Source organism: Streptomyces sp. NPDC058683, assembly GCF_042716195.1.
GTDB lineage: Bacteria > Actinomycetota > Actinomycetes > Streptomycetales > Streptomycetaceae > Streptomyces.
This window is the reverse complement of the sequence record NZ_JBHXSK010000055.1, coordinates 56,556-81,871: the sequence shown is the minus strand read 5'-3', so window position 1 is coordinate 81,871 and position 25,316 is coordinate 56,556. Positions and strand designations below refer to the sequence as shown.

Below are 25,316 nucleotides of genomic sequence, written 5' to 3'. Positions count from 1 at the left end.
ACCCGCCGGGAACCGGCCGTCGGCGTGTTGTCGGTTCCGTATGCTGTCGGCTCGAACTGCCATGCGGCGAAGGGGAGTTTCTGGTGCCGCTGCACAAGGACGACCCGAGGTCGATCGGCGGCCACAGACTCGTCGACCGGCTCGGAGCCGGCGGCATGGGCGTCGTCTACCGGGCCAGGTCCCGCTCCGGGCGCGAGGTCGCCGTCAAGGTGGTGCACGCCCAGTACGCCCAGGACCCGGTCTTCCGGGCCCGGTTCCGGCAGGAGGTCGAGGCCGCCCGCCGGGTGAGCGGTGCCTTCACCGCGGCCGTGGTGGACGCCGACCCGGAGGCCGAACCGCCCTGGATGGCCACCCAGTACGTGCCCGGGAAGTCGCTCGCCGCCCGCATCCGCGACCACGGCGCCCTGCGCGTCACCGACCTGCGGCCCCTGGCGCTGGGCCTGGTGGAGGCACTCCGGGACATCCACCGGGCCGGGGTCGTGCACCGCGACCTGAAACCGGCCAACGTCCTGATCGCCGAGGACGGCCCCCGCGTCATCGACTTCGGCATCTCCCGGGCGGCCGAGAACCACAACACCCTCACCGAGACCGGGCAGCTGGTCGGCACCCCGCCGTTCATGTCCCCGGAGCAGTTCACCGACGCCCGTACGGTCGGCCCCGCCTCGGACGTCTTCTCGCTCGGCGCGCTGCTGGTGTACTGCGTCACCGGACGCGGCCCCTTCGACGCCGACAGCCCCTATCTGACCGGCTACCGGGTGGTCCACAACGCGCCGGTCCTGGACGGGGTGACCGGGCCGCTGCGCGCGGTCCTGGAGCGCTGCCTGGCCAAGGCACCCGCCGACCGGCCCGGACTCGACGAACTGGCGGCGGAGTTCGAGCGGGTCCTGCCGGAGCCGGCGCCCGGCGAACCGGAGACGCTGACCCTGCGCCTGCCCTCCGCGGCCCGCCCCGGCGCCCCGGCCGTCGGCACCACCGTCCGGCCGGTCACCCGCCGCCCGCACCGGCGGGCCCTGCTCGTGCTGTCCGCTGTCCTGGCCGCCGCCCTCACCGCGACCCTGACCGGCTTCCTCCTGCTGGACCCGTGGCACGGCGACGGCGAGGCCCGCACCGGTGCCACCGGGTCCTCGGCCTCCCGCTGGGGCACCCTCCCCACCGGCTGGAAGCCCTGGCAGACCACCGTGTCCGCGCCCGCCCAGCGCGGGGTGAAGAAGGCGCCGGGCTACGAAGGCGACACCTCGCCCACCTGTGTGTCGGACGGCGGCTCCGTCTACTGCGGCGGCACCGCGCTCCTCCCGACCCGGGTCGACGCCGGCACCGGCCGGACCCTGTGGCGCGCGGACATCGCACCCACCGGGGTGCCGGCGGACCGCTACATCACGACCGTCCTCGGCGTGGACGGCGACAAGGTCCTCGTCGAACTGCAGATCACCGACGACAGCGGCCTGGGAAAGGCCCAGTCCGTCCTCGGGCTCGACCGGGAGACCGGCGCCGAGCTCTGGTCCCACGCGGTACGCACGGACAGCCTGGGATCGGCCTACGCCGACGGGGTGACCCTGACCGAGGAGGGCGACGGCAGCGCGGTGACCGTCCGCTCGGCACAGGACGGCACCGTACGCCGCACGATCCCCGTGCCCATCGGTTACCTCTGCTCGGCGATGGCCGCCGACGGCCTTCCCTACGTGGAGTGCGCCGACCAGGAGGACGGCTCGCACGCCACGAAGTTCTATCTCGTCGACCCCGACGGGTCGGTCCGCACGCTCTCGTCCCCCGCCCAGCAGGCCAGCTTCGTGGGCGTGCTCTCCGGACAGCTGGTCTTCCTGGAGACGGACGACCAGGATGTCGACAACGGCCCCGACCTGATCTACACCCGCATCGTGCGCATCGACCCCGACTCCGGCAGACGCATCCTGACGCCCCTGCCCGAGCACTACCGGGGCGGACTGCCCACGCTGGCCCACGGCACGTTGTACCTGGCCACCTCCAGCGGCCTGGTCACCGCCTTCTCGCCCATGACGGGGGCCCGGCTGTGGGACAGCCACACGAACCTCGAGTCGCCGGGCGAGGCCTCGGTGGACGCGAGCGGGCGCACGGTGTACACGGCCGGCGCGAGCGGGCGGGTGGTCGCGCTCGACGCGGCCAAGGGCACCCTGCTGTGGGAGTCCTCCGCACGTGCCCAGGTGCTCGGCAACAGCGGTCTGCTGCCGACCGTGTGGTTCAACCGGGGCGCCCTGGTCCTCTCGACCTCCGACGGCACCATCTTCACCCTCGACCCCGCGCACCCCGAGCGGAAACCCGTCGGCTCGGGGTGACACAGGGGCCGTACGGCTACGGCAGCGCCAGCATCCGCTCCAGCGCCAGCTTGGCGAACGCCTCCGTCTCCTTGTCGACCTCGATCCGGTTGACCAGGTTCCCCTCGGCCAGCGACTCCAGGGTCCAGACCAGGTGGGGGAGGTCGATGCGGTTCATCGTCGAGCAGAAGCAGACGGTCTTGTCGAGGAAGACGATCTCCTTGCCCTCGGGAGCGAAACGGTTCGCCAGCCGGCGGACCAGGTTCAGCTCCGTGCCGATCGCCCACTTGGAACCGGCCGGGGCCGCCTCCAGGGCCTTGATGATGTACTCGGTCGAACCGACGTAGTCCGCCGCCGACACGACCTCGTGCCTGCACTCGGGGTGGACGAGGACGTTCACGCCGGGGATGCGCTCGCGGACGTCGTTCACCGAGTCCAGCGAGAAGCGGCCGTGGACCGAGCAGTGGCCGCGCCACAGGATCATCTTGGCGTCGCGCAGCTGCTCCGGGGTGAGGCCGCCGTTCGGCTTGTGGGGGTTGTAGAGGACGCAGTCCTCCAGGCTCATCCCCATGTCGCGGACGGCGGTGTTGCGTCCGAGGTGCTGGTCGGGGAGGAAGAGGACCTTCTCACCCTGCTCAAAGGCCCACTCCAGGGCCCGCTGGGCGTTGGACGAGGTACAGATGGTGCCGCCGTGCTTGCCCGTGAACGCCTTGATGTCCGCGGACGAGTTCATGTACGAGACGGGGACGACCTGCTCGGCTATCCCGGCCTCCGTCAGCACGTCCCAGCACTCGGCGACCTGTTCGGCCGTCGCCATGTCGGCCATCGAGCAGCCGGCCGCCAGGTCGGGAAGGACCACCTTCTGGTCGTCCGAGGTCAGGATGTCGGCGGACTCGGCCATGAAGTGCACACCGCAGAAGACGATGTACTCGGCCTCCGGGCGGGCGGCCGCGTCCCGGGCCAGCTTGAAGGAGTCGCCCGTGACGTCGGCGAACTGGATGACCTCGTCGCGCTGGTAGTGGTGGCCGAGCACGAAGACCTTGTCGCCGAGCTTCTCCTTGGCCGCGCGGGCGCGCGCGACCAGGTCCGGGTCGGACGGCGAGGGCAGGTCGCCGGGACACTCGACGCCCCGCTCGCTCTTCGGGTCGGCCTCACGGCCGAGCAGCAGCAGGGCGAGCGGACTCGGCTGTACGTCGAGCTCCGTGGTCTGGGCGGTGGTCACGACACGCACCCTTTCTACTTTTCGTCGTTCTGACGTTATCTATCATAACCGCTTCACGTCACTTTGACGATGCCCATTGTGTCGATGTGACGTGAATCCCGGAGCCATACGGGAGGGTTGCGGGAGGGTGACCCTGGAGTGGTGGTGGGGTGGTCAACAGGCCGCTGTGCGTGACTTCGGGCATGTGCGAGCATGGAGACGTAGACGAAGGCGCGAAAACGCGAGAACGCGGGAACGCGAACGCCGGCCCGGAATGAAACAGCGGACCCGCCGGTTGCACTCGTCGGCAAGCAGTCTCCGTACAACCCGGGAGAGATGTAGATGTCCGTATCGGACGAGACCAGCACCGTCACCGACGGCATCATCCTCAGTGACGCCGCCGCGGCCAAGGTCAAGGCCCTGCTCGACCAGGAAGGCCGTGACGACCTCGCCCTGCGCGTCGCCGTCCAGCCCGGTGGCTGCTCCGGCCTGCGCTACCAGCTGTTCTTCGACGAGCGTTCCCTCGACGGAGACGTGGTCAAGGACTTCGGCGGTGTCAAGGTGGTCACCGACCGCATGAGCGCTCCCTACCTGGGCGGCGCGTCGGTCGACTTCGTCGACACCATCGAGAAGCAGGGCTTCACGATCGACAACCCGAACGCCACCGGCTCCTGCGCCTGCGGCGACTCCTTCAGCTGAGCCGGCCCGGCACGGCAGAGCGAAGGCGGCGGTCCCTCACTCAGGGGCCGCCGCCTTCGTGTGTCCTCAGCCCACCTGCGGGTCGAGGGTGGTCGCCTTCTCCTTCGGGACCGCGGTGCCGTCCGTGCCGACCACCTTCCGGCCGTCCAGCGGCGCGTCGAGATGCACCGTCTGGTGGTACTGCTTGGCGATCAGGATGCACACCTTGTCCGGCCAGGGAGTCTCGGTCACCTTGACCACCACCTGCTCCGAGCCCTCGTCCGCGGAGGCCTTGTAGTCGGCGCACACCCCGCCGGTGAAGGCCACGGTCAGCTCGCTGCCGTCGGCCGTGTAGCCGTCCACCTTCACGCTTTTCGGGGTCCCCGGCGAGGAACTCGGCGTCGGCGAGGCGGCGGAGCCCAGGTACTTCGGGTCCACCGCCGGATAGGTGACGGTGTACGAGTCCGCCGCGCCGCGCACCTGGAACAGCCAGGACGGCACCAGCGCCTGCCGGCCGCCGACGGACTGCGCGGCCAGCCCGAACACCGCGTTGTCGATCACGGCCGAGGCGGCCGGGGAAGCGGACGACGTCGAGGCGGAGCACGGCTGCTCCAGCCGGTCCTTCAGCGGTACGGAACTGGCGCAGCCGCCGATGCCCATCCGGTGGTCGGAGCGGGGCGCCGCGTTCATCAGGCCCAGCGTCTTCTCGGCGCTCAGCACCGGATACGTGTCGCCCTTGTCCGGCGTCGCCAGCATTCCGTTGCCGCCGACGACCTCGCCCTGCTTGCTGACGGTCAGCCCGGTCGTCCAGCCGTACGTCGGCAGCCCGCCCACCACGGGATCGGCGTTCACCGCGCGCTGGGCGCCCATGACCTGGCTCGTGTCGAGCTTCGCGTCGTCCTGGCCGAGCGCCTTGAGAACCGGCGCCGCCGCCTTCTCCGCGACGGAGACGCTCACCGGGTCCCCGGCCGGTGCCACCGGATCCTGGGCGCAGACCAGGTCGCTCTTGCAGTTGTCGGTGCCGGGGGCGTAGCGGCTGTACGTCCAGATGCCCGGGGCGGTCCTGTTCACCTGCAGGCTCCCGCCGGAGCCGTCGTTGTCGGTGCCGACCTTCCACATTTCGTCCTCGGCGACCGGCGTCCCGTCGACCCCGAGCGCCTTCGCCAGCGCGGCCACCCGGTCCTTGGAGACCTCGCCGGGCCGGTACACGGCGGCCGAGCCGGGCCCGTCGGGGAGCGTTCCGGCTGCCTTGTAGGTCATGCCGTAGGGGTTGGGCTCGCCCGCGGCTATGCCGTTGCCCCCGGAAGAGTAACCGTCCAGGGCGAGCGGCGGGGGAGTGGAACCACCGGAGGCGGCGGTCCCTGTCCCGGTACCGCCGCCGGAGCCGGAGCCGCCGCTCGCGGCGAGATAGGCCCCACCGCCACCGATCAGCAGCACGGCGGCGGCCACGGAGGCGATGACAGCGGGGGACCGCCGCCGGGCGGGATGACCGGCGTCGTCCCCGAAGACCGCGTCGACACCGGAGAGCGAGGCCACCTCGGACTCGGGATCCGTCTCGGGGCCGGGGGTTTCCTGCGACTCCGGGGCCGTGTCCGGCTCGGGAGCCTCGGCCTCATCCGGCTCGGGAGCCTCGGTCTCGGCCGTGGCGCGGGCCGCGGTCGGCTCGGGGCTCGCGGTCGGCTCGGAGCCCGCCGTGGGCTCGGGGTCCGTCTCTGCGGCAGGCGGCGCTGCCGGCTCCGGGGCTTCTTCGGAGGCCGGGGCGGTTTCCGGCTCCGCCGTGGCCCCGTCCCGGTCCGGGCCTGCGGTGCTCTCGGCGGGCTCCGCGCTGGGCCGGGCGTCGGGCTCGGCCGCCTTCGGCGACTCCGTGGTCTGCTGGGCCTCGGGGGACTCCCCGGTGCTGCCCGCGGCCGCGCCGTCGTCGTTCTCGGGTCGCTCGCTCTTCACCGCATCGCTCCTTGCCGCACGTCGTATCCCGCCTCCCCTTCACGGGGGACGGCGATGGGACGCGGGAGGGGAGCGCGCGGTTCCCTGAAACGCGCCGGGCGGCTCAGTCGCCGTAGTCGGACATCGCGTCCAGCAGCCTGGCGGACTTCTTCGGCACGGTCACCCCGTGGATGAGTGACGGCGGCACCGGCCGGGCATCGCTGTGATCGGGAACCGCCCAGTGCGGGGCCATCCGCGCGCAGTCACCGCGCAGCGACGCCAGGTCGCCGTCGAGGTCGGCCGGAGCGGGGGCGTGGACCTTGAGGTTCGTCATGACCGAACGGTATGCACGTCGGGCGCCGCGAAGAAAGATCTACTATCGGGTAGTTTTGGCACCTTCAGGGCGCGCCCGCCGACCCGGTAGCGTTAACTGTCAATTACGCCTCCCCCTCAGGAGAGTCCCAGCCGTGCGCATCGCAGTCACCGGCTCCATCGCCACCGACCACCTCATGACCTTCCCCGGCCGCTTCGCCGACCAGCTCGTCGCGGACCAGTTGCACACGGTCTCGCTGTCCTTCCTGGTCGACAACCTGGACGTACGCCGGGGCGGCGTCGGCGCGAACATCGCGTTCGGCATGGGACAGCTCGGCACCCGGCCGGTCCTGGTGGGCGCGGCGGGCTTCGACTTCGACGAGTACCGGGCCTGGCTCGGCCGGCACGGCGTCGACACGGACTCCGTCCGCATCTCCGAGACCCTGCACACCGCGCGTTTCGTGTGCACGACCGACGCCGACCACAACCAGATCGGCTCCTTCTACACGGGCGCGATGAGCGAGGCCCGCCTGATCGAGCTGAAGACCGTCGCCGACCGCGTGGGCGGCCTCGACCTGGTCCTGATCGGCGCGGACGACCCCGAGGGCATGCTCCGCCACACGGAGGAGTGCCGCGCCCGCGACATCCCCTTCGCCGCCGACTTCTCCCAGCAGATCGCCCGGATGAACGGCGACGAGATCCGGATACTGCTGGACGGCGCGACGTACCTCTTCTCCAACGAGTACGAGAAGGGGCTGATCGAGACCAAGACCGGCTGGAGCGACGAGGAGATCCTCGGGAAGGTCGGCCACCGGGTCACCACGCTGGGCGCCCGCGGGGTGCGGATCGAGAAGGCCGGCGAGGAGGCCATCGAGGTCGGCTGCCCCGACGAGGAGCGCAAGGCCGACCCGACGGGCGTCGGCGACGCGTTCCGCGCGGGGTTCCTTTCGGGCCTGGCGTGGGGGGTCTCGCTGGAGCGGGCGGCCCAGGTGGGCTGCATGCTGGCGACCCTCGTCATCGAGACGGTGGGGACGCAGGAGTACCAGCTGCGCCGTGGGCACTTCATGGAGCGGTTCACGAAGGCGTACGGGGACGAGGCCGCGGAAGAGGTTCGCGGGTACCTGGTCTGAGTTTCGGGTGCGGCGGCGTGGGGGCTGGTCGCGCACACGCGGCGGCAGCCGCAAATCGACACAGCCCCGCGCCCCGAGGCAGTTCAGGTGGTCCGGCGGACCAAGTACGCCGTTCCTTGCTCCGCCGGTTCCTCACCGATGTATTCCTGATTCCGCATCTCGCACCACGCCGGGATGTCCAGACGGGCCGCCTCGTCGTCGGACAGGACCCGCACCCTGCCGCCCACCGGCACTGTCCCGATGACCTTCGCCAATTCGATCACGGGGATCGGGCACCGCTTGCCCAAGGCGTCCACGACGAGTACGTCCTCCTGGACGGCCGCCACCGGCACCGGCGCCCCCAGCTTCTCCCGCACCCCGGCCACCACCCCCGGCAGCACCTCCAGGAAGCGGTCGACGTCCGCCTCGGCGGCTCCCGTCGGCAGGGACACCCGCACGTTCCCTTCGCTCAGGACGCCCATCGCCTTCAGCACATGGCTGGGCGTCAGCGTGCTGCTCGTGCAGGACGATCCGGACGACACGGAGAAGCCCTCGCGGTCGAGTTCGTGGAGCAGGGTCTCTCCGTCGACATAGAGACAGGAGAAGGTGACGATGCCCGGCAGCCGCCGCTCCGCGTCCCCCACCACCTCCACGTCCGGGACCAACTCCGGTACCCGCGCCCGGATCCGCGCCGTCAGCTCCCGCAGCCGTACGGCCTCCCGCTCGGCCTCCGCCCGTACGGCCCGCAGCGAGGCGGCCGCCGCGACGATCGCCGGCAGGTTCTCGAAGCCGGGCGCCCGCCCCGACTCCCGTTCGTCCGAGGCCCCTTGGACGGCGAACCGCACCCCCTTGCGTACGACGAGCAGCCCGACCCCGCTCGGCCCACCCCACTTGTGCGCACTCGCCGTCAGCAACGACCAGTCGCCCTCCACCCGCCCCCACCCGAGCGACTGCGCCGCGTCCACCAGCAACGGCACCCCGGCCGCCCGGCACACCTCGGCCACCGCCGCCACCGGCTGCACGGTCCCCACTTCGTGGTTGGCCGACTGGAGGCAGGCGAGCGCGGTGTCGGGGCGGAGGACGGCGGCGTACGACTCGGCGTCCACCGCGCCGCTCCGCCGCACCGGCACCTGCGTCACCTCTCCGCCCTCGGCCTCGAACACCTCGGCCGAATGGAGTACCGAGGAGTGTTCGACGGCTGACACGATCAGGTGACGTCCGGTGCGACGGCGACCGGCCAAAGCCCCCGCGACACCCGTATGGACGGAGCGGGTTCCGGACGGGGTGAAAGTCAGTTCGTCCGGACGGCATCCGACGGCTTCGGCAGCCGCCTCCCGGGCGGCGTCCAGCAGCATGCGCGCCTTCCGCCCCTCGCGGTAGAGACGGGAAGGGTCGGCCCACCCGTCTTCGAGTGCGGCCAACAACGCCTGGCGGGCCACAGTATGGAGGGGGGCAGCGGACGCAGCGTCAAAGTAGGACACACGGCAACGTTAAAGCGTCCTCAAGTGCAGCGAACCCAGGGGGCGGGGCCGTACCGATATGCGGCTCCGCCGCGTGGCGCGACAAGCCACATCGCACTCGCACTCGCAACACAAACCGCGACAACCCGAGCTATTGGGCGCGCTTTCCCACCCCTAGGGAGTGACCCGCGGCGCGTATGCCCCCCTCCCCGCGAACCCCCGAATCGCGTCGGCTAGGGTTTGGTCCGCATAAACATCCAAACCCCTGCCCGACGCAGGGCGGCGACCGACCAGCGAGAAGGCCGCAGCCGAACCGCGCGGGCGAGACTCTCGGGAAGGCGCTACGTGAGTCCCAACGGCTCCGACCGCTCGCCGCGGCGCCCGATGCGGCGGAAGCTGCTGCAGGCAATGACCGCGGGCCTGGTCCTTGCGACCGCTACCGGTTGCACATACAAGGACTTCCCCCGCCTTGGTATGCCCACCCCGACCACGGAAGAGGCTCCGCGGATCCTCTCCCTGTGGCAGGGCTCCTGGGCCGCCGCGCTCGCCGTCGGCGTGCTGGTGTGGGGTCTGATCATCTGGAGCGCCATCTTCCACCGGCGCAGCCGCACCAAGATCGAGGTTCCGGCCCAGACCCGGTACAACATGCCGATCGAGGCGCTGTACACGGTGGTTCCGCTCATCATCGTCTCGGTGTTGTTCTACTTCACCGCGCGTGACGAGACAAAGCTTCTCAGCCTCACCGACAAGAAGCCCGACGTCACGGTCAACGTGGTCGGCTTCCAGTGGAGCTGGGGCTTCAACTACATCACGCCCGTCGACGGTGTCACCGGCGACGCGAAGACCGACGCGAACCTGGACGCCATTCCGGACCGGTTCAAGAAGGAATTCCCGGCCGGCGCCGGTGGCGTCTACGACGTCGGTACGCCGGGCACCAAGAACCCGCAGACCGGCAACCCCGGTCCGACGCTCTGGCTGCCCAAGGGTGAGACCGTCCGCTTCGTCCTCACCTCGCGTGACGTCATCCACTCCTTCTGGGTGGTGCCGTTCCTGATGAAGCTGGACGTCATCCCGGGCCACACCAACGCGTTCCAGGTGACTCCCAATCAGGAGGGCACCTTCCTCGGCAAGTGCGCCGAGCTCTGCGGCGTCGACCACTCCCGGATGCTGTTCAACGTGAAGGTCGTCTCGCCTGAGCGTTACCAGCAGCACCTCAAGGACCTCGTCAAGAAGGGGCAGACCGGTTACATTCCCGCCGGCATCGCGCAGACGAGCCACGAGAAGAACCGGGAGACGAACAACCTGTGAGCATCCTCAACGAACCCCAGGGTGCCGCGGCTGAAGGCTCGTACGCTGACGAGCTGCCGGTCAGGCGCAAGCAGCCCGGCAATGTCGTGGTGAAGTGGCTGACGACCACCGACCACAAGACCATCGGAACGCTCTATCTGGTCACGTCGTTCGTGTTCTTCCTGATCGGCGGTGTGATGGCGCTGCTGATGCGCGCCGAGCTCGCTCGCCCCGGTCTGCAGATCATGTCGAACGAGCAGTTCAACCAGGCGTTCACGATGCACGGCACGATCATGCTGCTGATGTTCGCGACGCCGCTGTTCGCCGGCTTCACGAACTGGATCATGCCGCTCCAGATCGGCGCTCCCGACGTCGCGTTCCCGCGGCTGAACATGTTCGCCTACTGGCTCTACCTGTTCGGCTCGACCATCGCCGTCGGCGGCTTCCTCACTCCGCAGGGCGCGGCCGACTTCGGCTGGTTCGCCTACAGCCCGCTGTCGGACGCGGTCCGCTCGCCGGGTATCGGCGCCGACATGTGGATCATGGGTCTGGCCTTCTCCGGCTTCGGCACCATCCTCGGCGCGGTCAACTTCATCACCACGATCATCTGCATGCGTGCGCCCGGCATGACCATGTTCCGGATGCCGATCTTCGTGTGGAACGTGCTGCTGACCGCCGTCCTGGTCCTGCTCGCCTTCCCGGTCCTCGCCGCCGCGCTGTTCGCGCTGGAGGCGGATCGGAAATTCGGGGCACATGTCTTCGACGCTGCAAACGGCGGAGCGTTGCTCTGGCAACACCTCTTCTGGTTCTTCGGCCATCCAGAGGTGTACATCATCGCCCTGCCGTTCTTCGGCATCATCTCCGAGGTCATCCCGGTCTTCTCCCGCAAGCCGATGTTCGGCTACATGGGTCTGATCGCGGCGACCATCTCGATCGCGGGTCTGTCCGTGACGGTGTGGGCGCACCACATGTACGTCACCGGCGGTGTGCTGCTGCCGTTCTTCTCCTTCATGACGTTCCTCATCGCGGTCCCGACCGGTGTGAAGTTCTTCAACTGGATCGGAACGATGTGGAAGGGGTCACTGAGTTTCGAGACCCCGATGCTCTGGGCCACCGGCTTCCTGATCACCTTCACCTTCGGTGGTCTGACCGGTGTCATCCTGGCCTCGCCGCCGATGGACTTCCACGTCTCCGACTCGTACTTCGTGGTGGCCCACTTCCACTACGTGGTCTTCGGCACGGTCGTCTTCGCGATGTTCTCCGGCTTCCACTTCTGGTGGCCGAAGATGACGGGCAAGATGCTCGACGAACGGCTCGGCAAGATCACCTTCTGGACGCTGTTCATCGGCTTCCACGGCACCTTCCTGGTCCAGCACTGGCTGGGCGCCGAGGGCATGCCGCGCCGGTACGCCGACTACCTGGCGGCCGACGGCTTCACCACCCTGAACACGATCTCGTCGATCAGCTCCTTCCTGCTCGGCCTGTCGATCCTGCCGTTCCTCTACAACGTGTGGAAGACGGCCAAGTACGGCAAGAAGGTCGAGGTCGACGACCCGTGGGGTTACGGCCGTTCGCTGGAGTGGGCGACCTCCTGCCCGCCGCCGCGGCACAACTTCGTCACCCTGCCGCGGATCCGCAGCGAATCCCCGGCGTTCGACCTGCACCACCCTGAGATCGCCGCCCTGGAGCAGCTGGAGCACGGTCACGTCGCCGCCGCTGTCGCGGGCAGCAAGGAGGCCGGCAAGTGAAGATCCAGGGCCGCATGTTCGTGTGGCTTGCCGTCTTCGTCCTCGCCATGGCGATCGTCTATGGCGTGTGGTCGAAGGAGGCGGCCGGTACCACGGCGCTCTTCATGGCCTTCGGCCTGTGCATCATGATCGGCTTCTACCTGGGCTTCACGGCCTCGCGGGTGGACGCCGGTGCCCAGGACAACAAGGAGGCCGACGTCGCGGACGAGGCGGGCGAGGTGGGCTTCTTCAGCCCGCACAGCTGGCAGCCGCTCGCCCTCGGTGTCGGTGGCGCGCTGGCCTTCCTCGGTGTCGCCGTCGGCTGGTGGCTGCTGTACTTCTCGGCGCCCATCATCATGATCGGCCTCTTCGGCTGGGTGTTCGAGTACTACCGCGGTGAGAGCCGCACCCAGTAAGCACGCGCCGAACGCGCACCGAGAGCCCGGACCCTCCGTCAGGAGGGTCCGGGCTCTCGCTCGTACGGCCCTTCCCGCCTTCGGCGCAGCGCGGGTCCCCCGTTCGGAGTACCTGGCGTGCCGGTCCGGAAAACCTCTCATAGCGTGACCATATGAGTCACTCTCCGTGCGCCCGTACCGTCGTCAGCTGCACCCTGCTGGTGACCGCCCTCGGCGCGGGCGTCACCGCCTGCGGATCGGACGGCAACCCGCTGTCGGACAAGCCGTACGACGCCGCGGACCAGGTCTCCTTCAACACCCCTACCGGCGCCGGGAAGCGGGCCGACCCCGACAAGCCGCTGGAGGTCGTCGTCAAGAACGACGAGGACCGGATCACGGACGTCACGGCCGAGGACGCCACCGGTCGCCATGTGGCGGGCGAACTCGACGCCGACGGCAGCCGCTGGCACAGCACCTCCCCGCTGGCCGCCAACGCCCGCTACACGGTCCAGGTCAGCACCGAGGACGAGGACGGCGCGCCCGGCCGCAAGGTCCTCACCTTCGACACCAGCATGCCCACCACCCAGCAGCGGCTGAAGGTCACCTTCGGCCCCAAGGGGGGCGAGTACGGCGTCGGCCAGCCCGTCACCGCCCAACTCGACCACGCGGTCAAGGACAAGGCCCAGCGCGCCGTCGTGGAGCGTGCCCTCAGGGTCGACTCCGTCCCCGCCGTCGAGGGGGCCTGGTACTGGGTGAGCGACAAGGAACTCCACTACCGGCCCAAGGACTACTGGCCGGCCCACGCCACCCTCCAGGTGCACAGCAACCTGGACGGCGTCAAGATCAGCGACCGGCTGTGGGGCGGCGCGGCCAAGCCCCTGAAGCTCACCATCGGCGACAAGCTCCTCGCCGTCACGGACGCCGCCGCCCACCAGATGACGGTGTACAAGAACGACAAGGAGATCGACCAGATCCCCATCACCACCGGCAAGGCGGGCTTCGAGACCCGCAACGGCGTCAAGGTCGTCCTGGAGAAGCAGTACTTCGTACGCATGCGCGGCACCACGGTCGGCATCGCCGAGGGCACCTCGGACTCGTACGACCTCCCGGTCTACTACGCCACCCGGGTGACCTGGTCGGGCGAGTACGTGCACGCCGCGCCCTGGTCGGTGGGCTCCCAGGGGTACGAGAACGTCAGCCACGGCTGCACCGGCATGAACACCTCGAACGCCGAGTGGTTCTACGACACGTTCCACCCGGGTGACGTGGTGAAGGTGGTCAACTCCAACGGCAAGGAGATGGAGAACTTCGGCAACGGCTTCGGCGACTGGAACCTCGCCTGGAAGGACTGGCGCAACGGCAGCGCCCTCGTCAACGGCACCCCGGACGGCCCGAAGCCCCAGGACGCGGTGCGTTTGCAGCCGACGTCAGTGTGAGAAACCAGGGGCGCGGGGCGGTAGTCGATATGCGGCTACCGCCGCGCGGGCGCGACCAGCCACATGCGGCCCGCACGCGCGAACCCACCGCGCCCCGCCCTCTCCTAGGCGCTCTGCAGCCTCTGCTGCCGCAGCAGAGACGCCAGCGCCGAGGCGAACTCCACCGGATCCACCGGCAGCGTCACAGCCGCGTCCGCCCGGCTCCACGTGGCCAGCCACGCGTCCTGCGGCCGCCCGATGAGCAGCAGCACCGGCGGGCAGTTGAACACCTCGTCCTTGATCTGCCGGCATACCCCCATGCCCCCCAGCGGCACGGCCTCGCCGTCCAGCACGCACACGTCGATGCCGCCCTTGTCCAGCTCGGTGACGACCGCCTGAGGCGTCGCGCACTCCAGGAACTCGACGAACGGCACATCGGGAGCCGGTCGCCGGCCGGCGGCCAGCCGTACCTGCTCGCGGGTGTTGGAATCGTCGCTGTAGACCAGCACCGTGGCGGTCGGCTGCATTGTTCCTCCGAGACGTCAGCGTCGTACGGACAGGACCGATGCGCCGGATGCTACTCCCCCGGACACCTCGTCAACACCTGTTGGAACACCGCTTCGATGGGCCATCCGGGCAGTACACACGCTGCGGACACCCCGAACGGCACCCCCCGGAGTGAGCGCGAGATAAGCGACCGACATAATGTCGGTCGTGGCGACAGCAACGACAGTAGAAACCGGGCACGCGCACCCGTCGGTCAATCGGCCGAACCTCACCAGCGTCGGAACCATCATCTGGCTGAGTTCCGAGCTGATGTTCTTCGCGGCCCTCTTCGCGATGTACTTCACCCTGCGATCGGTGACCGGTCCGGATCACTGGAAGGAGATGGCGAGCCATCTCAACATTCCGTTCTCCGCGACCAACACCACGATCCTGGTGCTCTCCTCCCTCACCTGCCAGCTCGGCGTGTTCGCCGCCGAGCGCGGGGACGTGAAGAAGCTCCGGGGCTGGTTCATCGTCACCTTCGTGATGGGCGCGATCTTCATCGGCGGTCAGATCTACGAGTACACCAGCCTGGTGAAGGAGGACGGGATCTCGCTCTCCTCCGACCCGTACGGCTCGGTGTTCTACCTGACCACCGGGTTCCACGGCATGCACGTGACGGGCGGCCTCATCGCCTTCCTGTTCGTTCTCGGCCGCACCTACGCGGCGAAGCGCTTCACGCACGAGCAGGCGACCGCGGCCATCGTCGTGTCCTACTACTGGCACTTCGTCGATGTCGTCTGGATCGGCCTTTTCGCCACGATCTACCTGATCAAGTAGCCAGGCCGGCTCCACGCGCTGCAGAAGCGCACAACCCAGAAGCATCGACGCAGAAGATCCTGACACCGGGGTAATCCGTGAAAAAGCTCTCCGCACGACGACGCCATCCGCTGGCGGCGGTCGTCGTCCTACTCTTTGCGCTGGCGGCCACTGGGGGGCTGTACGCCGCGTTCGCGCCCGCGGGCCAGGCGCAGGCCGATGAAACCTCCCAGTCCCTGACCATCGAGGAGGGCAAGAAGCTCTACTCGGTCGGCTGTGCCAGCTGCCACGGCACCGGCGGTCAGGGTTCGTCCGACGGTCCCAGCCTGGTCGGCGTGGGCGCCGCGGCCGTCGACTTCCAGGTCGGCACCGGCCGTATGCCAGCCGCCACCTCGCAGGGCCCGCAGGTCGTCGCGAAGAAGAACATCTACACCCAGGCCCAGATCGACCAGCTCGCGGCGTACATCGCCTCGCTGGGCGCCGGTCCCGAGGTGCCCACCAAGGAGCAGTACGGCCCGGGCGGTGCCGACATCGCCGCGGGCGGCGAGCTCTTCCGCACCAACTGCGCGCAGTGCCACAACTTCGTGGGTGCGGGTGGCGCGCTGACCAAGGGCAAGTTCGCGCCGAGCCTGGAAGGCGTCGCCCCGAAGCACATGTACGAGGCCATGCAGACCGGCCCGCAGAACATGCCGTCCTTCCCCGACACCACGCTGTCGGAGAAGAACAAGAAGGACATCATCGCGTACCTCGACGCGGTCAACAGCCCCAAGACGGTGAACCCCGGCGGTCTCGACCTGGGCGGCCTCGGGCCGGTCAGCGAGGGTCTGTTCGCGTGGATCTTCGGTCTCGGTGCCCTGATCGCGGTCGCCGTCTGGGTCGCCGCTCGGACCGCAAAGGCCAAGAAGTCATGAGTAGCCAAGAGATTCCAGAAGAGAACCTGCCCGCTGAGCAGGGCCACGCGCACGGCGCCGTGAGCATCGCGGACGAGAAAAACCCGTTCGCGGACCCCGGTCTGCCGCCTCACGAGCACCGGATCCAGGACATCGACGAGCGGGCCGCCAAGCGGTCCGAGCGTGTGGTGGCCCTGCTGTTCACGGTGTCGATGCTGGCCACCGTCGGCTTCATCGCCTCCTATGTGACGATCCCGAAAGACAAGTCGATCTTCGTCTTCCCGATCGGTCACATCAGCGCGCTGAACTTCGCGCTGGGTCTGACCCTCGGTGTGGCGCTGTTCTGCATCGGCGCGGGCGCGGTCCACTGGGCCCGCACCCTGATGTCCGACGTGGAGGTCGCCGACGAGCGGCACGCCATCTCGGCCCCGCCGGAGGTCAAGGCCAAGGTCCTGGCCGACTTCAAGGAGGGTGCCAAGGAGTCGGCGCTCGGCCGGCGCAAGCTGATCCGCAACACCATGTTCGGTGCGCTGACCCTGGTCCCGCTCTCCGGTGTCGTGCTGCTGCGCGACCTCGGCCCGCTGCCCGGCACCTCGCTGCGCCACACGGCGTGGTCGAAGGGCAAGCTGCTCGTCAACATGAACACCAACGAGCCGCTGCGTCCCTCCGACGTCGCCGTCGGCTCGCTGACCTTCGCCAAGCCCGAGGGCGTCGAGGAGTCCCAGGAGGACTTCCAGAACGTGATGGCGAAGGCGGCCCTGATGATCATCCGGCTGCAGCCGGACAACATCAAGGACAAGCGCGAGCTGGAGTGGTCCCACGAGGGCATCGTGGCCTACTCGAAGATCTGCACCCACGTGGGCTGCCCGATCTCGCTGTACGAGCAGCAGACCCACCACGTGCTCTGCCCGTGCCACCAGTCCACCTTCGACCTCTCCGACGGTGCCCGAGTGATCTTCGGCCCGGCCGGTCACGCCCTGCCGCAGCTGCGCATCGGTGTGAGCGAGGAGGGCTACCTCCAGGCGCTCGGCGACTTCGAGGAGCCCGTCGGTCCTGCATTCTGGGAGCGCGGATGAGCACTAACGAGAACTCCACGCAGGCATCAGCCGCTGGCGCGGCGGGCCGCGACGAGCGCGGGAAGGCCCCGGCCGGCGAGCGTGTCGCCGACTGGGCCGACGGACGGCTCGGGATCTACTCCCTGGCCAAGTCCAACATGCGCAAGATCTTCCCCGACCACTGGTCGTTCATGTTGGGCGAGGTCTGCCTGTACAGCTTCATCATCATCATCCTCACGGGTGTGTATCTGACGCTGTTCTTCCACCCGTCGATGAACGAGGTGGTGTACCACGGCAGCTACGTCCCGCTCCAGGGACAGCTGATGTCCGAGGCGTTCAGCTCGACCCTGCACATCTCCTTCGACGTGCGCGGTGGTCTGCTCATCCGGCAGATCCACCACTGGGCCGCGCTGATCTTCCTCGCCGGCATGTTCGTGCACATGATGCGCGTGTTCTTCACCGGCGCGTTCCGCAAGCCGCGTGAGATCAACTGGCTCTTCGGCTTCCTGCTGTTCGTCCTGGGCATGTTCACCGGCTTCACCGGTTACTCGCTCCCGGACGACCTGCTCTCCGGCACCGGTGTCCGCTTCACCGAGGGCGCCATCCTGTCGATGCCGATCGTCGGCACGTACATCTCGTACTTCCTCTTCGGCGGCGAGTTCCCCGGCCACGACTTCGTGGGGCGGTTCTACTCGATCCACATCCTGCTGCTGCCGGGCATCATGCTCGGCCTGGTGGTGGGCCACCTGATCCTGGTCTTCTACCACAAGCACACGCAGTTCGCGGGTCCCGGAAAGTCCGAGAAGAACGTCGTCGGCATGCCGCTGCTGCCGGTCTACATGGCCAAGGCCGGAGGCTTCTTCTTCCTGGTCTTCGGTGTCGTCGCGGCCATCGCGGCGACCACCCAGATCAACCCGATCTGGGCCATGGGCCCCTACCGTCCGGACCAGGTGTCCACTGGCGCCCAGCCCGACTGGTACATGGGCTTCGCCGAGGGTCTGATCCGTTACATGCCGGGCTGGGAGATCAACTTCTGGGGCCACACCCTGGTCCTGGGCGTCTTCATCCCGCTGGTCCTGTTCGGTCTGGTGCTGGGCGCGATCGCGCTCTACCCGTTCATCGAGTCCTGGGTCACCGGCGACAAGAGCGAGCACCACATCCTGGACCGCCCGCGCAACGCCCCGACCCGTACCGGGTTCGGTGTCGCCTGGGTGACCGTGTACATGGTCGGCCTGATCGGTGGTGGCAACGACCTCATCGCCACCCACTTCCATCTGTCGATCAACGACGTGACCTGGTTCGTCCGGATCTTCTTCTTCGCCGGACCGGTGATCGCGTTCATCGTCACCAAGCGGATCTGCCTCGGCCTGCAGCGCCGGGACCGCGAGAAGGTGCTGCACGGTCGTGAGACCGGCATCATCAAGCGGCTGCCGCACGGTGAGTTCATCGAGGTGCACGAGCCGCTCAGCCAGGAGCAGCTGCACACCCTCACGGCCCACCACCAGTACGAGCCGGCCCAGGTCGGCGCGGCGGTGGACGAGAACGGTGTCGAGCGCAAGATCAAGGGATCCGAGAAGCTCCGCGCGAAGCTGAGCGGCGCCTATTACGGCGAGGACAACCAGATCCCGAAGCCCACCGTCGAGGAGTACAAGGAGATCACGAGCGGCCACGGCCACCACTGATCGACCGCGTCGCCACGCCACGGTCGAAGGGCCCCCGTCCGGTGTACGGATGGGGGCCCTTCGCCGTGCCCGGGGCTGGATAGGGTAGGCGTGACACTGTTGTTTTGCCGGTACGACCATCAGGAGCGGCCTTATGAGCGCTGTGACCCCCGCTGGAGGCGACACCGCGGCGGGCCGTTCCTGGCCCGAGGTGCTGAACGCGCTGCTGTACGGCCAGGACCAGAGCGCGGACGCGACGGCCTGGGCGATGGACCAGATCATGCGCGGCCAGGCGACCGACGCCCAGATCGCCGGCTTCGTCGTCGCCCTGCGGGCGAAGGGCGAGACGGTCGACGAGATCAACGGCCTGGTCCGCACGATGTACGCGCACGCCAACGTCATCGAGGTACCGGGCCGCACGGTCGACATCGTCGGCACCGGCGGTGACGGCGCCAAGACGGTGAACATCTCCACGATGTCGGCGCTGGTGGTGGCCGGCACCGGGGCGAAGGTCGTCAAGCACGGCAACCGGGCGGCGTCCTCCGCGTCCGGTGCCTCGGACGTGCTGGAGAAGCTCGGCGTCAACCTCGACCTGACCCCGCGGCGGGTCGCCGAGGTCGCCGAGGAGGCCGGCATCACCTTCTGCTTCGCCGTCAAGTTCCACCCGGCGCTGCGCCATGCGGGCGCGGCCCGCGGCCAGCTGGGCATCCGCACGGTGTTCAACATCCTCGGCCCGCTGACCAACCCCGCCCAGGTGCGGGCCCAGGCGGTCGGCGTCGCGGACCCGCGCATGGCACCGGTCGTCGCGGGCGTCTTCGCGGAACGCGGCAACTCCTCCCTGGTCTTCCGCGGCGACGACGGCCTCGACGAGCTGACGACCACCGCCACGTCCCACGTCTGGATCGTCCGCGACGGCAAGGTCACCGAGGAGACCTTCGACCCGAGGGACGCCGGAATCGAGCTGGTCCCGGTGGAGGCGCTGCGCGGCGGCGACCCGTCGTACAACGCGGAGGTCGCCCGCCGGCTCCTGGACGGCGAGACGGGCCCGGTCCGCGACGCGGTCCTGCTGAACTCGGCGGCGGCCCTGGTGGCCCTGGACCCGGGCACCGGAACGCTCGCCGAGCAGATCCGCGCCGGCATGGACAAGGCGGCGGAGTCGATCGACTCGGGCGCGGCCAAGCGGACGCTGGAGCGCTGGGCGGCGGCGACCAACCGGTAGACGCCGGGCCGCAGGAGCATGTGACGCCGGCGCCTTCGGCAGTCCGTCATCCGGACAGAAGTTGCGCGCCGGCGATCACTTCCTCTACTTTTCCATCCAGGTCATGAGTGACAGTCATGAGGCCCCGGCCGACTGTCCGGCAACCCTCCGTCCGTGGCGGGGTGCCCCGGGTGAAGACCAGGCCGCAGGCAGCGAGGTCTGCGGCAAGCGCGGATCCCTCACGCTCATCCGAATGAGCACAGCCCAGGGATCCTGGTCGTCGAGGGAGTCTCCCGTGAGCAAGCGAATGCGCTAGGGCGTCGAGCCCCACTTCCGCGCACCCCTTTTCACTTTCTTCTTTCCTTTCACGGGAGTTCCGCCATGTCCGTCTCCACCGCTGTCTCCGCCCCGTCGGTTTGTTCCCCCCTGCCCGTTCTGGGCCAGGATGTCACCGTCCCGCTCGTCACCGGCGGCGAGGTCACCTACGCCGCCCTCGACTACGCGGCCAGCGCCCCCGCCCTCCAGCGGGTCTGGGACGACGTCGCCGCCTACGCGCCCTACTACGGCAGCGTCCACCGCGGCGCCGGCTACCTCTCCCAGCTCTCCACGGACCTCTTCGAGAACGCCCGCCGGACCGTCGCCGAGTTCCTCGACTGCCGCCCCGACGACCAGCTGGTCTTCACCCGCTCGACCACGGACTCCCTGAACCTCCTGGCCCGCGCGCTCCCCGCCGACTGCCAGGTCTTCGTCTTCGAGACCGAACACCACGCGAGCCTGCTGCCCTGGCAGGACGCCCGGGTCACCTACCTCGACGCCCCGCGCACCCCGCGCCAGGCCGTCCAGACCCTGGAGCAGGCCCTCGCCGACCGCACCGTGTCCATTGAAGGGGGCTACGGCCCGGCCCTGGTCTGTGTCACCGGCGCCTCGAACGTCACCGGCGAGCTGTGGCCGGTGCGGGAGCTGGCCGCGGCGGCCCATGCGCACGGCGCCCGGATCGTCCTGGACGCGGCCCAGCTGGCCCCGCACCACCCGGTGAGCCTCCGCGAGCTGGACGTCGACTGGATCGCCTTCTCCGGCCACAAGCTGTACGCCCCCTTCGGCTCCGGCGTCCTGGCCGGCCGCGCCGACTGGCTCCGGGCGGCCGAGCCGTACCTCGCCGGCGGCGGCGCCAGCCGCAAGGTCACCCGGCGCGAGGACGGGGGAGTGGCCGTGGAGTGGCACGAGAGCGCCGCACGCCACGAGGCGGGCTCCCCGAACGTGATCGGCGCCTACTCGATCGCCGCGGCCTGCAAGGCGCTGACCGAGGCCGGCTTCGACACGCTGGTCGCCCGCGAGCGGTACCTGATCGAGAAGGTGCGGGCGGGGCTGGCCGAGGTCCCCGAGGTCCGGGTCCTCTCCCTCTTCGGCGACGACGCCCCGCGGGTCGGAGTGATCAGCTTCGTGGTGGACGGCTGGAACAGCTCCCACTTCGCCGCCGCCCTCTCCGCCGAGTACGGCATCGGCGTCCGCGACGGCCTCTTCTGCGCCCACCCGCTGGTCAGGACCCTGCTGGGCTCCGACCCCCAGACCCAGGGCGAGTGCGGGGCGCCGGAGGCGGCACCGGGCGAGAAGTCCCTGAACGCGATCCGGGTGAGCTTCGGGGCGGGGACGCCGGACGAGCATGTGGAGCGGTTCGTGAATGCCGTCAAGGAGCTGGTCCGGGATGGCGCGAAGTGGAACTACCGTACGGAGGACGGCCGTTGCGTACCGGCCGTCTGACGGACTGACGTCCAGCCGCGCGTATACGCTTCCTTCGGCAGCTGTACGGAGGGCAGGGGGAGCACGGGGTGGAGGAGCTGCGCGAGACGGACCCTCGGACCATCGGTCCCTACGAGGTCCGGGGCAGACTCGGATCCGGCGGCATGGGCGAGGTGTATCTCGCCGAGGCGCGCGGTGGTCTCCGGCTCGCCGTGAAGGTGGTGCGCGCCGAACACGCGGAGGACCGGACCTTCAGGGCCCGGTTCCGGCACGAGGTGCGGGCCGCGCAGACCGTCGGCGGCACGGGGACGTACACCGCCCGCGTCGTGGACGCGGACACCGAGGCCGTACGGCCGTGGATGGCCACCGAGTACGTGGACGGGCCGAACCTGCGGGACGCGATCCTCGACGGCGGTCCCCTGGCCGGCGGCGCGGTACGGCTGCTGGCGGCCGCGCTGGGCGAGGCGCTGGCCGCGATCCACGCCAAGGGGCTGGTGCACCGGGACCTGAAGCCCTCCAACATCATGCTCGCGCCGGACGGCCCGAGGGTCATCGACTTCGGGATCGTCCGGGCCCTGGAAGGGACCGCGCTGACCCGGACCGGGGTGATCGTCGGGTCGGTCGGCTATGTCTCGCCCGAGCAGATCCGCAACGGCGCCCACGTGGGACCGGCCAGTGACGTCTTCTCGCTGGGCGCGGTCCTCGCGTACGCGGCGGGCGGACGGGAACCCTTCGGCGAGGGGCAGGACTCGGTCGTCCTGCTGCGGATCCTGACCGGGGACGTCGACCTGTCCGCCGTACCGAAGGACCATCTGGAGCTCGTGGAGTCCTGTCTGCGCGACGACCCCGGGGCGCGGCCGACGCCCGCGGACGTGGTCGCGGCGGTGGGGCACACCGGGCGTTCCCTCCGCGCAGGCCTCGGGGCGGGGTGGTACGCCGGCCGCGCCACGGCGGAATCGGGGACCGTGGACAGCGATGAGCGCTGGGTGCCGGAACACGGGTCGGGGGAACGGGACAGCCGCGTCGAGTACGTGGCGCCCGCGACAGTCACGGACATGCCCGTGGCCGCACCGGCTGCCGCCCCGGCCTCACGGCGGCGGCTGCTGGCGGCTCTGACGGGCGGTGCGGCGGTCGTGGCGGGCGGGGGCGTCGGCGGGTGGCTGTGGCTGCGGGACTCCTCGGCCGGCACGGGTCCGGCGGTGCGGGAGGGGCGGACCGGCACGGTCTCGTCGTCGGCGACCCAGGTGGGGTGGCAGTACCCGGTCCAGGGGCTGGGCGGGCAGCGCGGCCCGTGTGCGGCGGTGTCGGCCGACGGGAACCTGGTGTACGTCGGCGGGGCGGACGGCTCGCTGCACGCGGTGACGCCGAACGGCCGCCCCGTCTGGAGCACCGCGCTGGGCGGCCCGGTCATGCCCCCGCTCGCCACCGCCGACGGCGTGTACTGCCTGCTGTACGACAACGGGGAGGGCTCCACGAAGCTCTGCGCGCTCGACCGGCGCGGCCGGGTGCGCTGGACCAGACCGGTCGCCGGGAACAGCCAGGTCCCGGTGGCCGCGGGCGACCTGGTCCTGGTGTCCTACGGCCCCACGGACGCGGGCGGGGTGCGCGCGTACACCCCCGACGGCAGCGTGGCCTGGAGCACGCCGACCGGGCCGGCGCCCACCAGCGAGCCCATGGTCGCGGACGGGGTGGTCTACGTCGGCACGTTCGGGGATCAGGTGCGGGCCCTGGACGCGAAGAGCGGGAAGCGGCTCTGGGCGACGGCGGCCGGCAGTGACACCGGCCGCCCGGCGCTGATCGGGGACGTCCTGGTGGCCGGGTCGGGCGGTGAGCAGATGCTGCACGGCATCAGCCGGACGGGCAAGGCGCTCTGGCACAAGTCCGGCAACGAGCTGCCGAGCGGCGGCCGCTACTTCACGAGCGTGTCGTTCGGCGGCCTGGCGGTCACCGCGAGCAGTTACGAGCTGGTCGCCCTGGACCCCGCCGACGGATCGAAGGCGTGGGACCTCATGCTCACCGGCGAGGGCACCCAGTACAGCGATCCCACGGTCGCGGGCGGCACCCTCTACGTACGCCAGGGCTCGACGCTCTTCGGCGTGAACCGCCGGGGCGGGCGCACCTGGCGCAAGCGCGTCGAGGGCGGGGCGTCGACCGGGACCCAGAGCCCGGTCGCCCGCGACGGCCGGATCTACGTCGCGACCGCCGACGGCATCACCGTCCTCGCCCTCAAGGCCTGACTAGCTGTCCAGGCCGATGGCGAACGCCGCCTCCAGGTCGTGCTGGGAGTACGTGCGGAACGCGACGTGCGTGTCCGTGCCCTCCACGCCCTGGATCTTGCTGATCCGCCCCGGGATCACCTCGGCCAGGTCCTCGTGCTCGCGCACCCGGACCATGGCGATCAGGTCGTACGTACCGGTGACGGAGAAGACCTCGCTGACGCTGTCCAGCGCGGCGATCTGTTCCGCGATCTCGGGGATCCGGTCCACGCTGGTCTTGATGAGGACGATCGCGGTGATCACGGCTGGTTCTCTCCCTCGGGAGCCGGAGCTGGGGCGGCCTTCACTTTAGTCCCACGGCCGTACCGCACCCACGCGTAGCCGAGACCGAGTCCGAAGCCGACCAGATGGGCGAGGTAGGCCACGCCGGGGCCGGAGGGGGCCTGGTCCAGGGCGAGCCACTGCAGGGCCGCCCAGAAGGGGAGCACCACCCAGGCCGGGAACCGGAGCGGAAGGAAGAAGAGGAACGGCAGAAGACTGGTCACGCGGGCGCTGGGGAACAGGTACAGGAACGCTCCGAGGACCGCCGAGATCGCCCCGGACGCCCCCACCAGCGACTGCTGGGACGAGGCGTTGGCGGCCGCGTAGCCGAGCAGTGCGAGGTAGCCGCAGCCGAGGTAGAAGAGGGTGAACTCCACGCGGCCCATCCGCTCCTCGGTCATCGCCCCGAAGACGAAGAGGAAGAGCATGTTGCCGAGCAGGTGCACCCAGCTGCCGTGGATGAACAGCGCCGTGGCCGGGGTGAGCGCCTCCCGCGCCGGACCGTCGAACAGGTCGGCGGGAACCACCCCCCAGCGCCGGAAGTACGCGCGCTGGGCGGCCGCCAGGGCGTCCCCGGTGCCGTAGGACGGGGTGAAGCCGGACGCCGGGCCGAGCACGAAGATCAGGCAGCACACGGCGATCAGGGTGTACGTCATGGGTGCCGACGTGCTCCGCAGGCTCCGCAGGGTCCGGACGGCCGTCGTGTTCCAGTTGCCGATCATGGACATAGAGCATGGCGTAACGGGATGCACCGGTGCGGATCGCCTCGCCGCCGTGGACAGGGCGGCGTCGAGTACGCGCCAGGCCGTAGGGTAACGAGCCACACGCGTCGGGACGGCGCGTCACGGACACTAGAAGGAAGCGAACAGCCACGATGACGGTTCCCCTGCCGACCGCCACGACGCGGTGGCGCTGCACCCTCTGCGGCAACCTCACGCGCTTCGACGTGACCCGCTCGTCGAAGGTCGTGGAGTACGTGCACCTCGACCTGGCCGGTGAGCCCAAGGTCGAGGAGCGCGAGGTGGTCAGTGAGACCATCGAGTCGGTGCGCTGCCGCTGGTGCAACGCGGTGGACCAGGTGGAACTCGTGGACAGGCCGGGTGCCGACTCCTGAGACCGGGAGGCGGCCTCGCACAGG

General features: G+C 69.8%; 22 protein-coding genes and 1 riboswitch. Of the genes, 15 read left to right on the top strand and 7 right to left on the bottom strand.

All coding sequences use genetic code 11. The features are described 5' to 3' along the window. Positions 1 to 83: 83 nt before the first annotated feature. Positions 84 to 2,309 (top strand): protein kinase, encoded by a 2,226-nt coding sequence (locus ACFWXC_RS42755; RefSeq protein WP_384487825.1) that lies wholly within the window; start codon positions 84 to 86, stop codon positions 2,307 to 2,309. Between the two features lie 16 nt (positions 2,310 to 2,325). On the opposite strand, the gene nadA is transcribed toward ACFWXC_RS42755, so the two are convergent. Further along, a complete protein-coding gene (gene nadA / locus ACFWXC_RS42750) occupies positions 2,326 to 3,510 on the bottom strand; it encodes a quinolinate synthase NadA (RefSeq protein WP_384487823.1) in 1,185 nt (394 codons plus the stop codon). A gap of 321 nt (positions 3,511 to 3,831) precedes the next feature. Here nadA and ACFWXC_RS42745 point away from each other — a divergent pair, with 321 nt between their 5' ends. After that, positions 3,832 to 4,188: an iron-sulfur cluster assembly accessory protein gene (locus ACFWXC_RS42745; protein WP_124004201.1), complete on the top strand. Its 357-nt coding sequence runs from the start codon at positions 3,832 to 3,834 to the stop codon at positions 4,186 to 4,188. A gap of 66 nt (positions 4,189 to 4,254) precedes the next feature. Here the strand turns inward: ACFWXC_RS42745 and ACFWXC_RS42740 are convergent, their stop codons facing one another. Next, positions 4,255 to 6,111, bottom strand: a complete 1,857-nt coding sequence (locus ACFWXC_RS42740; protein WP_384487820.1) for a hypothetical protein — start codon at positions 6,109 to 6,111, stop codon at positions 4,255 to 4,257. Positions 6,112 to 6,214: 103 nt separating this feature from the next. Next, positions 6,215 to 6,424, bottom strand: a complete 210-nt coding sequence (locus tag ACFWXC_RS42735; protein ID WP_093503947.1) for a hypothetical protein — start codon at positions 6,422 to 6,424, stop codon at positions 6,215 to 6,217. Between the two features lie 133 nt (positions 6,425 to 6,557). Between ACFWXC_RS42735 and ACFWXC_RS42730 the strand changes: the two genes are divergently transcribed. Next, positions 6,558 to 7,532, top strand: coding sequence for a carbohydrate kinase family protein (locus ACFWXC_RS42730; protein ID WP_384487818.1), 975 nt, complete (start codon positions 6,558 to 6,560; stop codon positions 7,530 to 7,532). Positions 7,533 to 7,615: 83 nt separating this feature from the next. Here ACFWXC_RS42730 and ACFWXC_RS42725 read toward each other — a convergent pair whose 3' ends face one another. After that, a complete protein-coding gene (locus tag ACFWXC_RS42725) occupies positions 7,616 to 8,992 on the bottom strand; it encodes a cysteine desulfurase/sulfurtransferase TusA family protein (protein WP_384487816.1) in 1,377 nt (458 codons plus the stop codon). A gap of 324 nt (positions 8,993 to 9,316) precedes the next feature. On the opposite strand from ACFWXC_RS42725, the gene coxB reads away from it, so the two are divergent. From coxB to ACFWXC_RS42705, 4 genes are all read left to right on the top strand, one after another. Continuing rightward, entirely contained in the window at positions 9,317 to 10,279 is a 963-nt protein-coding gene (gene coxB, locus ACFWXC_RS42720; protein ID WP_384487814.1) for a cytochrome c oxidase subunit II, read from the top strand. Continuing rightward, positions 10,276 to 12,006: a cytochrome c oxidase subunit I gene (ctaD, locus tag ACFWXC_RS42715; protein WP_384487812.1), complete on the top strand. Its 1,731-nt coding sequence runs from the start codon at positions 10,276 to 10,278 to the stop codon at positions 12,004 to 12,006. Before coxB ends, ctaD begins: the two co-directional genes overlap by 4 nt. Beyond that, entirely contained in the window at positions 12,003 to 12,401 is a 399-nt protein-coding gene (locus ACFWXC_RS42710; RefSeq protein WP_384487810.1) for a cytochrome c oxidase subunit 4, read from the top strand. Before ctaD ends, ACFWXC_RS42710 begins: the two co-directional genes overlap by 4 nt. Positions 12,402 to 12,553: 152 nt before the next feature. After that, the gene (locus ACFWXC_RS42705; protein WP_384487808.1) at positions 12,554 to 13,816 is read left to right on the top strand and encodes an Ig-like domain-containing protein; all 1,263 of its coding nucleotides are present in this window, start codon (positions 12,554 to 12,556) and stop codon (positions 13,814 to 13,816) included. Positions 13,817 to 13,920: 104 nt separating this feature from the next. Here ACFWXC_RS42705 and ACFWXC_RS42700 read toward each other — a convergent pair whose 3' ends face one another. Further along, positions 13,921 to 14,322 carry a hypothetical protein gene (locus ACFWXC_RS42700; protein WP_384487806.1) on the bottom strand — a complete coding sequence of 134 codons (402 nt, stop codon included), beginning with the start codon at positions 14,320 to 14,322 and terminating at the stop codon, positions 13,921 to 13,923. A 178-nt stretch (positions 14,323 to 14,500) separates the two neighbouring features. On the opposite strand from ACFWXC_RS42700, the gene ACFWXC_RS42695 reads away from it, so the two are divergent. The 7 genes from ACFWXC_RS42695 (at position 14,501) to ACFWXC_RS42665 (ending at position 23,878) form a co-directional block, all read left to right on the top strand. Continuing rightward, the gene (locus ACFWXC_RS42695) at positions 14,501 to 15,121 is read left to right on the top strand and encodes a heme-copper oxidase subunit III (RefSeq protein WP_351695412.1); all 621 of its coding nucleotides are present in this window, start codon (positions 14,501 to 14,503) and stop codon (positions 15,119 to 15,121) included. A 77-nt stretch (positions 15,122 to 15,198) separates the two neighbouring features. After that, the gene (locus tag ACFWXC_RS42690; protein WP_384487804.1) at positions 15,199 to 16,011 is read left to right on the top strand and encodes a c-type cytochrome; all 813 of its coding nucleotides are present in this window, start codon (positions 15,199 to 15,201) and stop codon (positions 16,009 to 16,011) included. Continuing rightward, complete coding sequence (locus ACFWXC_RS42685; protein WP_384487802.1) at positions 16,008 to 17,066, top strand: Rieske 2Fe-2S domain-containing protein; 1,059 nt, start codon at positions 16,008 to 16,010, stop codon at positions 17,064 to 17,066. Before ACFWXC_RS42690 ends, ACFWXC_RS42685 begins: the two co-directional genes overlap by 4 nt. Beyond that, a complete protein-coding gene (locus tag ACFWXC_RS42680; RefSeq protein ID WP_384487800.1) occupies positions 17,063 to 18,727 on the top strand; it encodes a cytochrome bc complex cytochrome b subunit in 1,665 nt (554 codons plus the stop codon). Before ACFWXC_RS42685 ends, ACFWXC_RS42680 begins: the two co-directional genes overlap by 4 nt. A gap of 133 nt (positions 18,728 to 18,860) precedes the next feature. After that, positions 18,861 to 19,925 (top strand): anthranilate phosphoribosyltransferase, encoded by a 1,065-nt coding sequence (trpD, locus tag ACFWXC_RS42675; protein ID WP_384487798.1) that lies wholly within the window; start codon positions 18,861 to 18,863, stop codon positions 19,923 to 19,925. 99 nt (positions 19,926 to 20,024) lie between these two features. Further along, positions 20,025 to 20,141, top strand: a riboswitch (SAM riboswitch). A 144-nt stretch (positions 20,142 to 20,285) separates the two neighbouring features. After that, positions 20,286 to 21,662, top strand: a complete 1,377-nt coding sequence (locus tag ACFWXC_RS42670; RefSeq protein ID WP_384487796.1) for an aminotransferase class V-fold PLP-dependent enzyme — start codon at positions 20,286 to 20,288, stop codon at positions 21,660 to 21,662. A 68-nt stretch (positions 21,663 to 21,730) separates the two neighbouring features. Then, a complete protein-coding gene (locus tag ACFWXC_RS42665) occupies positions 21,731 to 23,878 on the top strand; it encodes a PQQ-binding-like beta-propeller repeat protein (RefSeq protein WP_384487794.1) in 2,148 nt (715 codons plus the stop codon). Here ACFWXC_RS42665 and ACFWXC_RS42660 read toward each other — a convergent pair whose 3' ends face one another. Together ACFWXC_RS42660 and ACFWXC_RS42655 are read right to left on the bottom strand one after the other, a co-directional pair. Continuing rightward, complete coding sequence (locus ACFWXC_RS42660) at positions 23,879 to 24,160, bottom strand: Lrp/AsnC family transcriptional regulator (RefSeq protein WP_024882613.1); 282 nt, start codon at positions 24,158 to 24,160, stop codon at positions 23,879 to 23,881. Then, a complete protein-coding gene (locus tag ACFWXC_RS42655) occupies positions 24,157 to 24,900 on the bottom strand; it encodes a rhomboid family intramembrane serine protease (protein ID WP_384487831.1) in 744 nt (247 codons plus the stop codon). Before ACFWXC_RS42655 ends, ACFWXC_RS42660 begins: the two co-directional genes overlap by 4 nt. Positions 24,901 to 25,052: 152 nt before the next feature. Between ACFWXC_RS42655 and ACFWXC_RS42650 the strand changes: the two genes are divergently transcribed. Then, positions 25,053 to 25,292, top strand: coding sequence for a hypothetical protein (locus ACFWXC_RS42650; RefSeq protein ID WP_009309707.1), 240 nt, complete (start codon positions 25,053 to 25,055; stop codon positions 25,290 to 25,292). The last annotated feature ends 24 nt before the right edge of the window (positions 25,293 to 25,316 follow it).

Bases quoted from the DNA above. Each gene is read 5' to 3' on its own strand.
- ACFWXC_RS42745 (WP_124004201.1), top strand. From the start codon at position 3,832: ATGTCCGTATCGGACGAGACCAGCACCGTCACCGACGGCATCATCCTC.
- ACFWXC_RS42735 (WP_093503947.1), bottom strand. From the start codon at position 6,424: ATGACGAACCTCAAGGTCCACGCCCCCGCTCCGGCCGACCTCGACGGC.
- ACFWXC_RS42705 (WP_384487808.1), top strand. From the start codon at position 12,554: ATGAGTCACTCTCCGTGCGCCCGTACCGTCGTCAGCTGCACCCTGCTG.
- ACFWXC_RS42700 (WP_384487806.1), bottom strand. From the start codon at position 14,322: ATGCAGCCGACCGCCACGGTGCTGGTCTACAGCGACGATTCCAACACC.
- ACFWXC_RS42695 (WP_351695412.1), top strand. From the start codon at position 14,501: ATGTCGGTCGTGGCGACAGCAACGACAGTAGAAACCGGGCACGCGCAC.
- ACFWXC_RS42685 (WP_384487802.1), top strand. From the start codon at position 16,008: ATGAGTAGCCAAGAGATTCCAGAAGAGAACCTGCCCGCTGAGCAGGGC.
- ACFWXC_RS42680 (WP_384487800.1), top strand. From the start codon at position 17,063: ATGAGCACTAACGAGAACTCCACGCAGGCATCAGCCGCTGGCGCGGCG.
- trpD (WP_384487798.1), top strand. From the start codon at position 18,861: ATGAGCGCTGTGACCCCCGCTGGAGGCGACACCGCGGCGGGCCGTTCC.
- ACFWXC_RS42670 (WP_384487796.1), top strand. From the start codon at position 20,286: ATGTCCGTCTCCACCGCTGTCTCCGCCCCGTCGGTTTGTTCCCCCCTG.
- ACFWXC_RS42655 (WP_384487831.1), bottom strand. From the start codon at position 24,900: ATGATCGGCAACTGGAACACGACGGCCGTCCGGACCCTGCGGAGCCTG.
- ACFWXC_RS42650 (WP_009309707.1), top strand. From the start codon at position 25,053: ATGACGGTTCCCCTGCCGACCGCCACGACGCGGTGGCGCTGCACCCTC.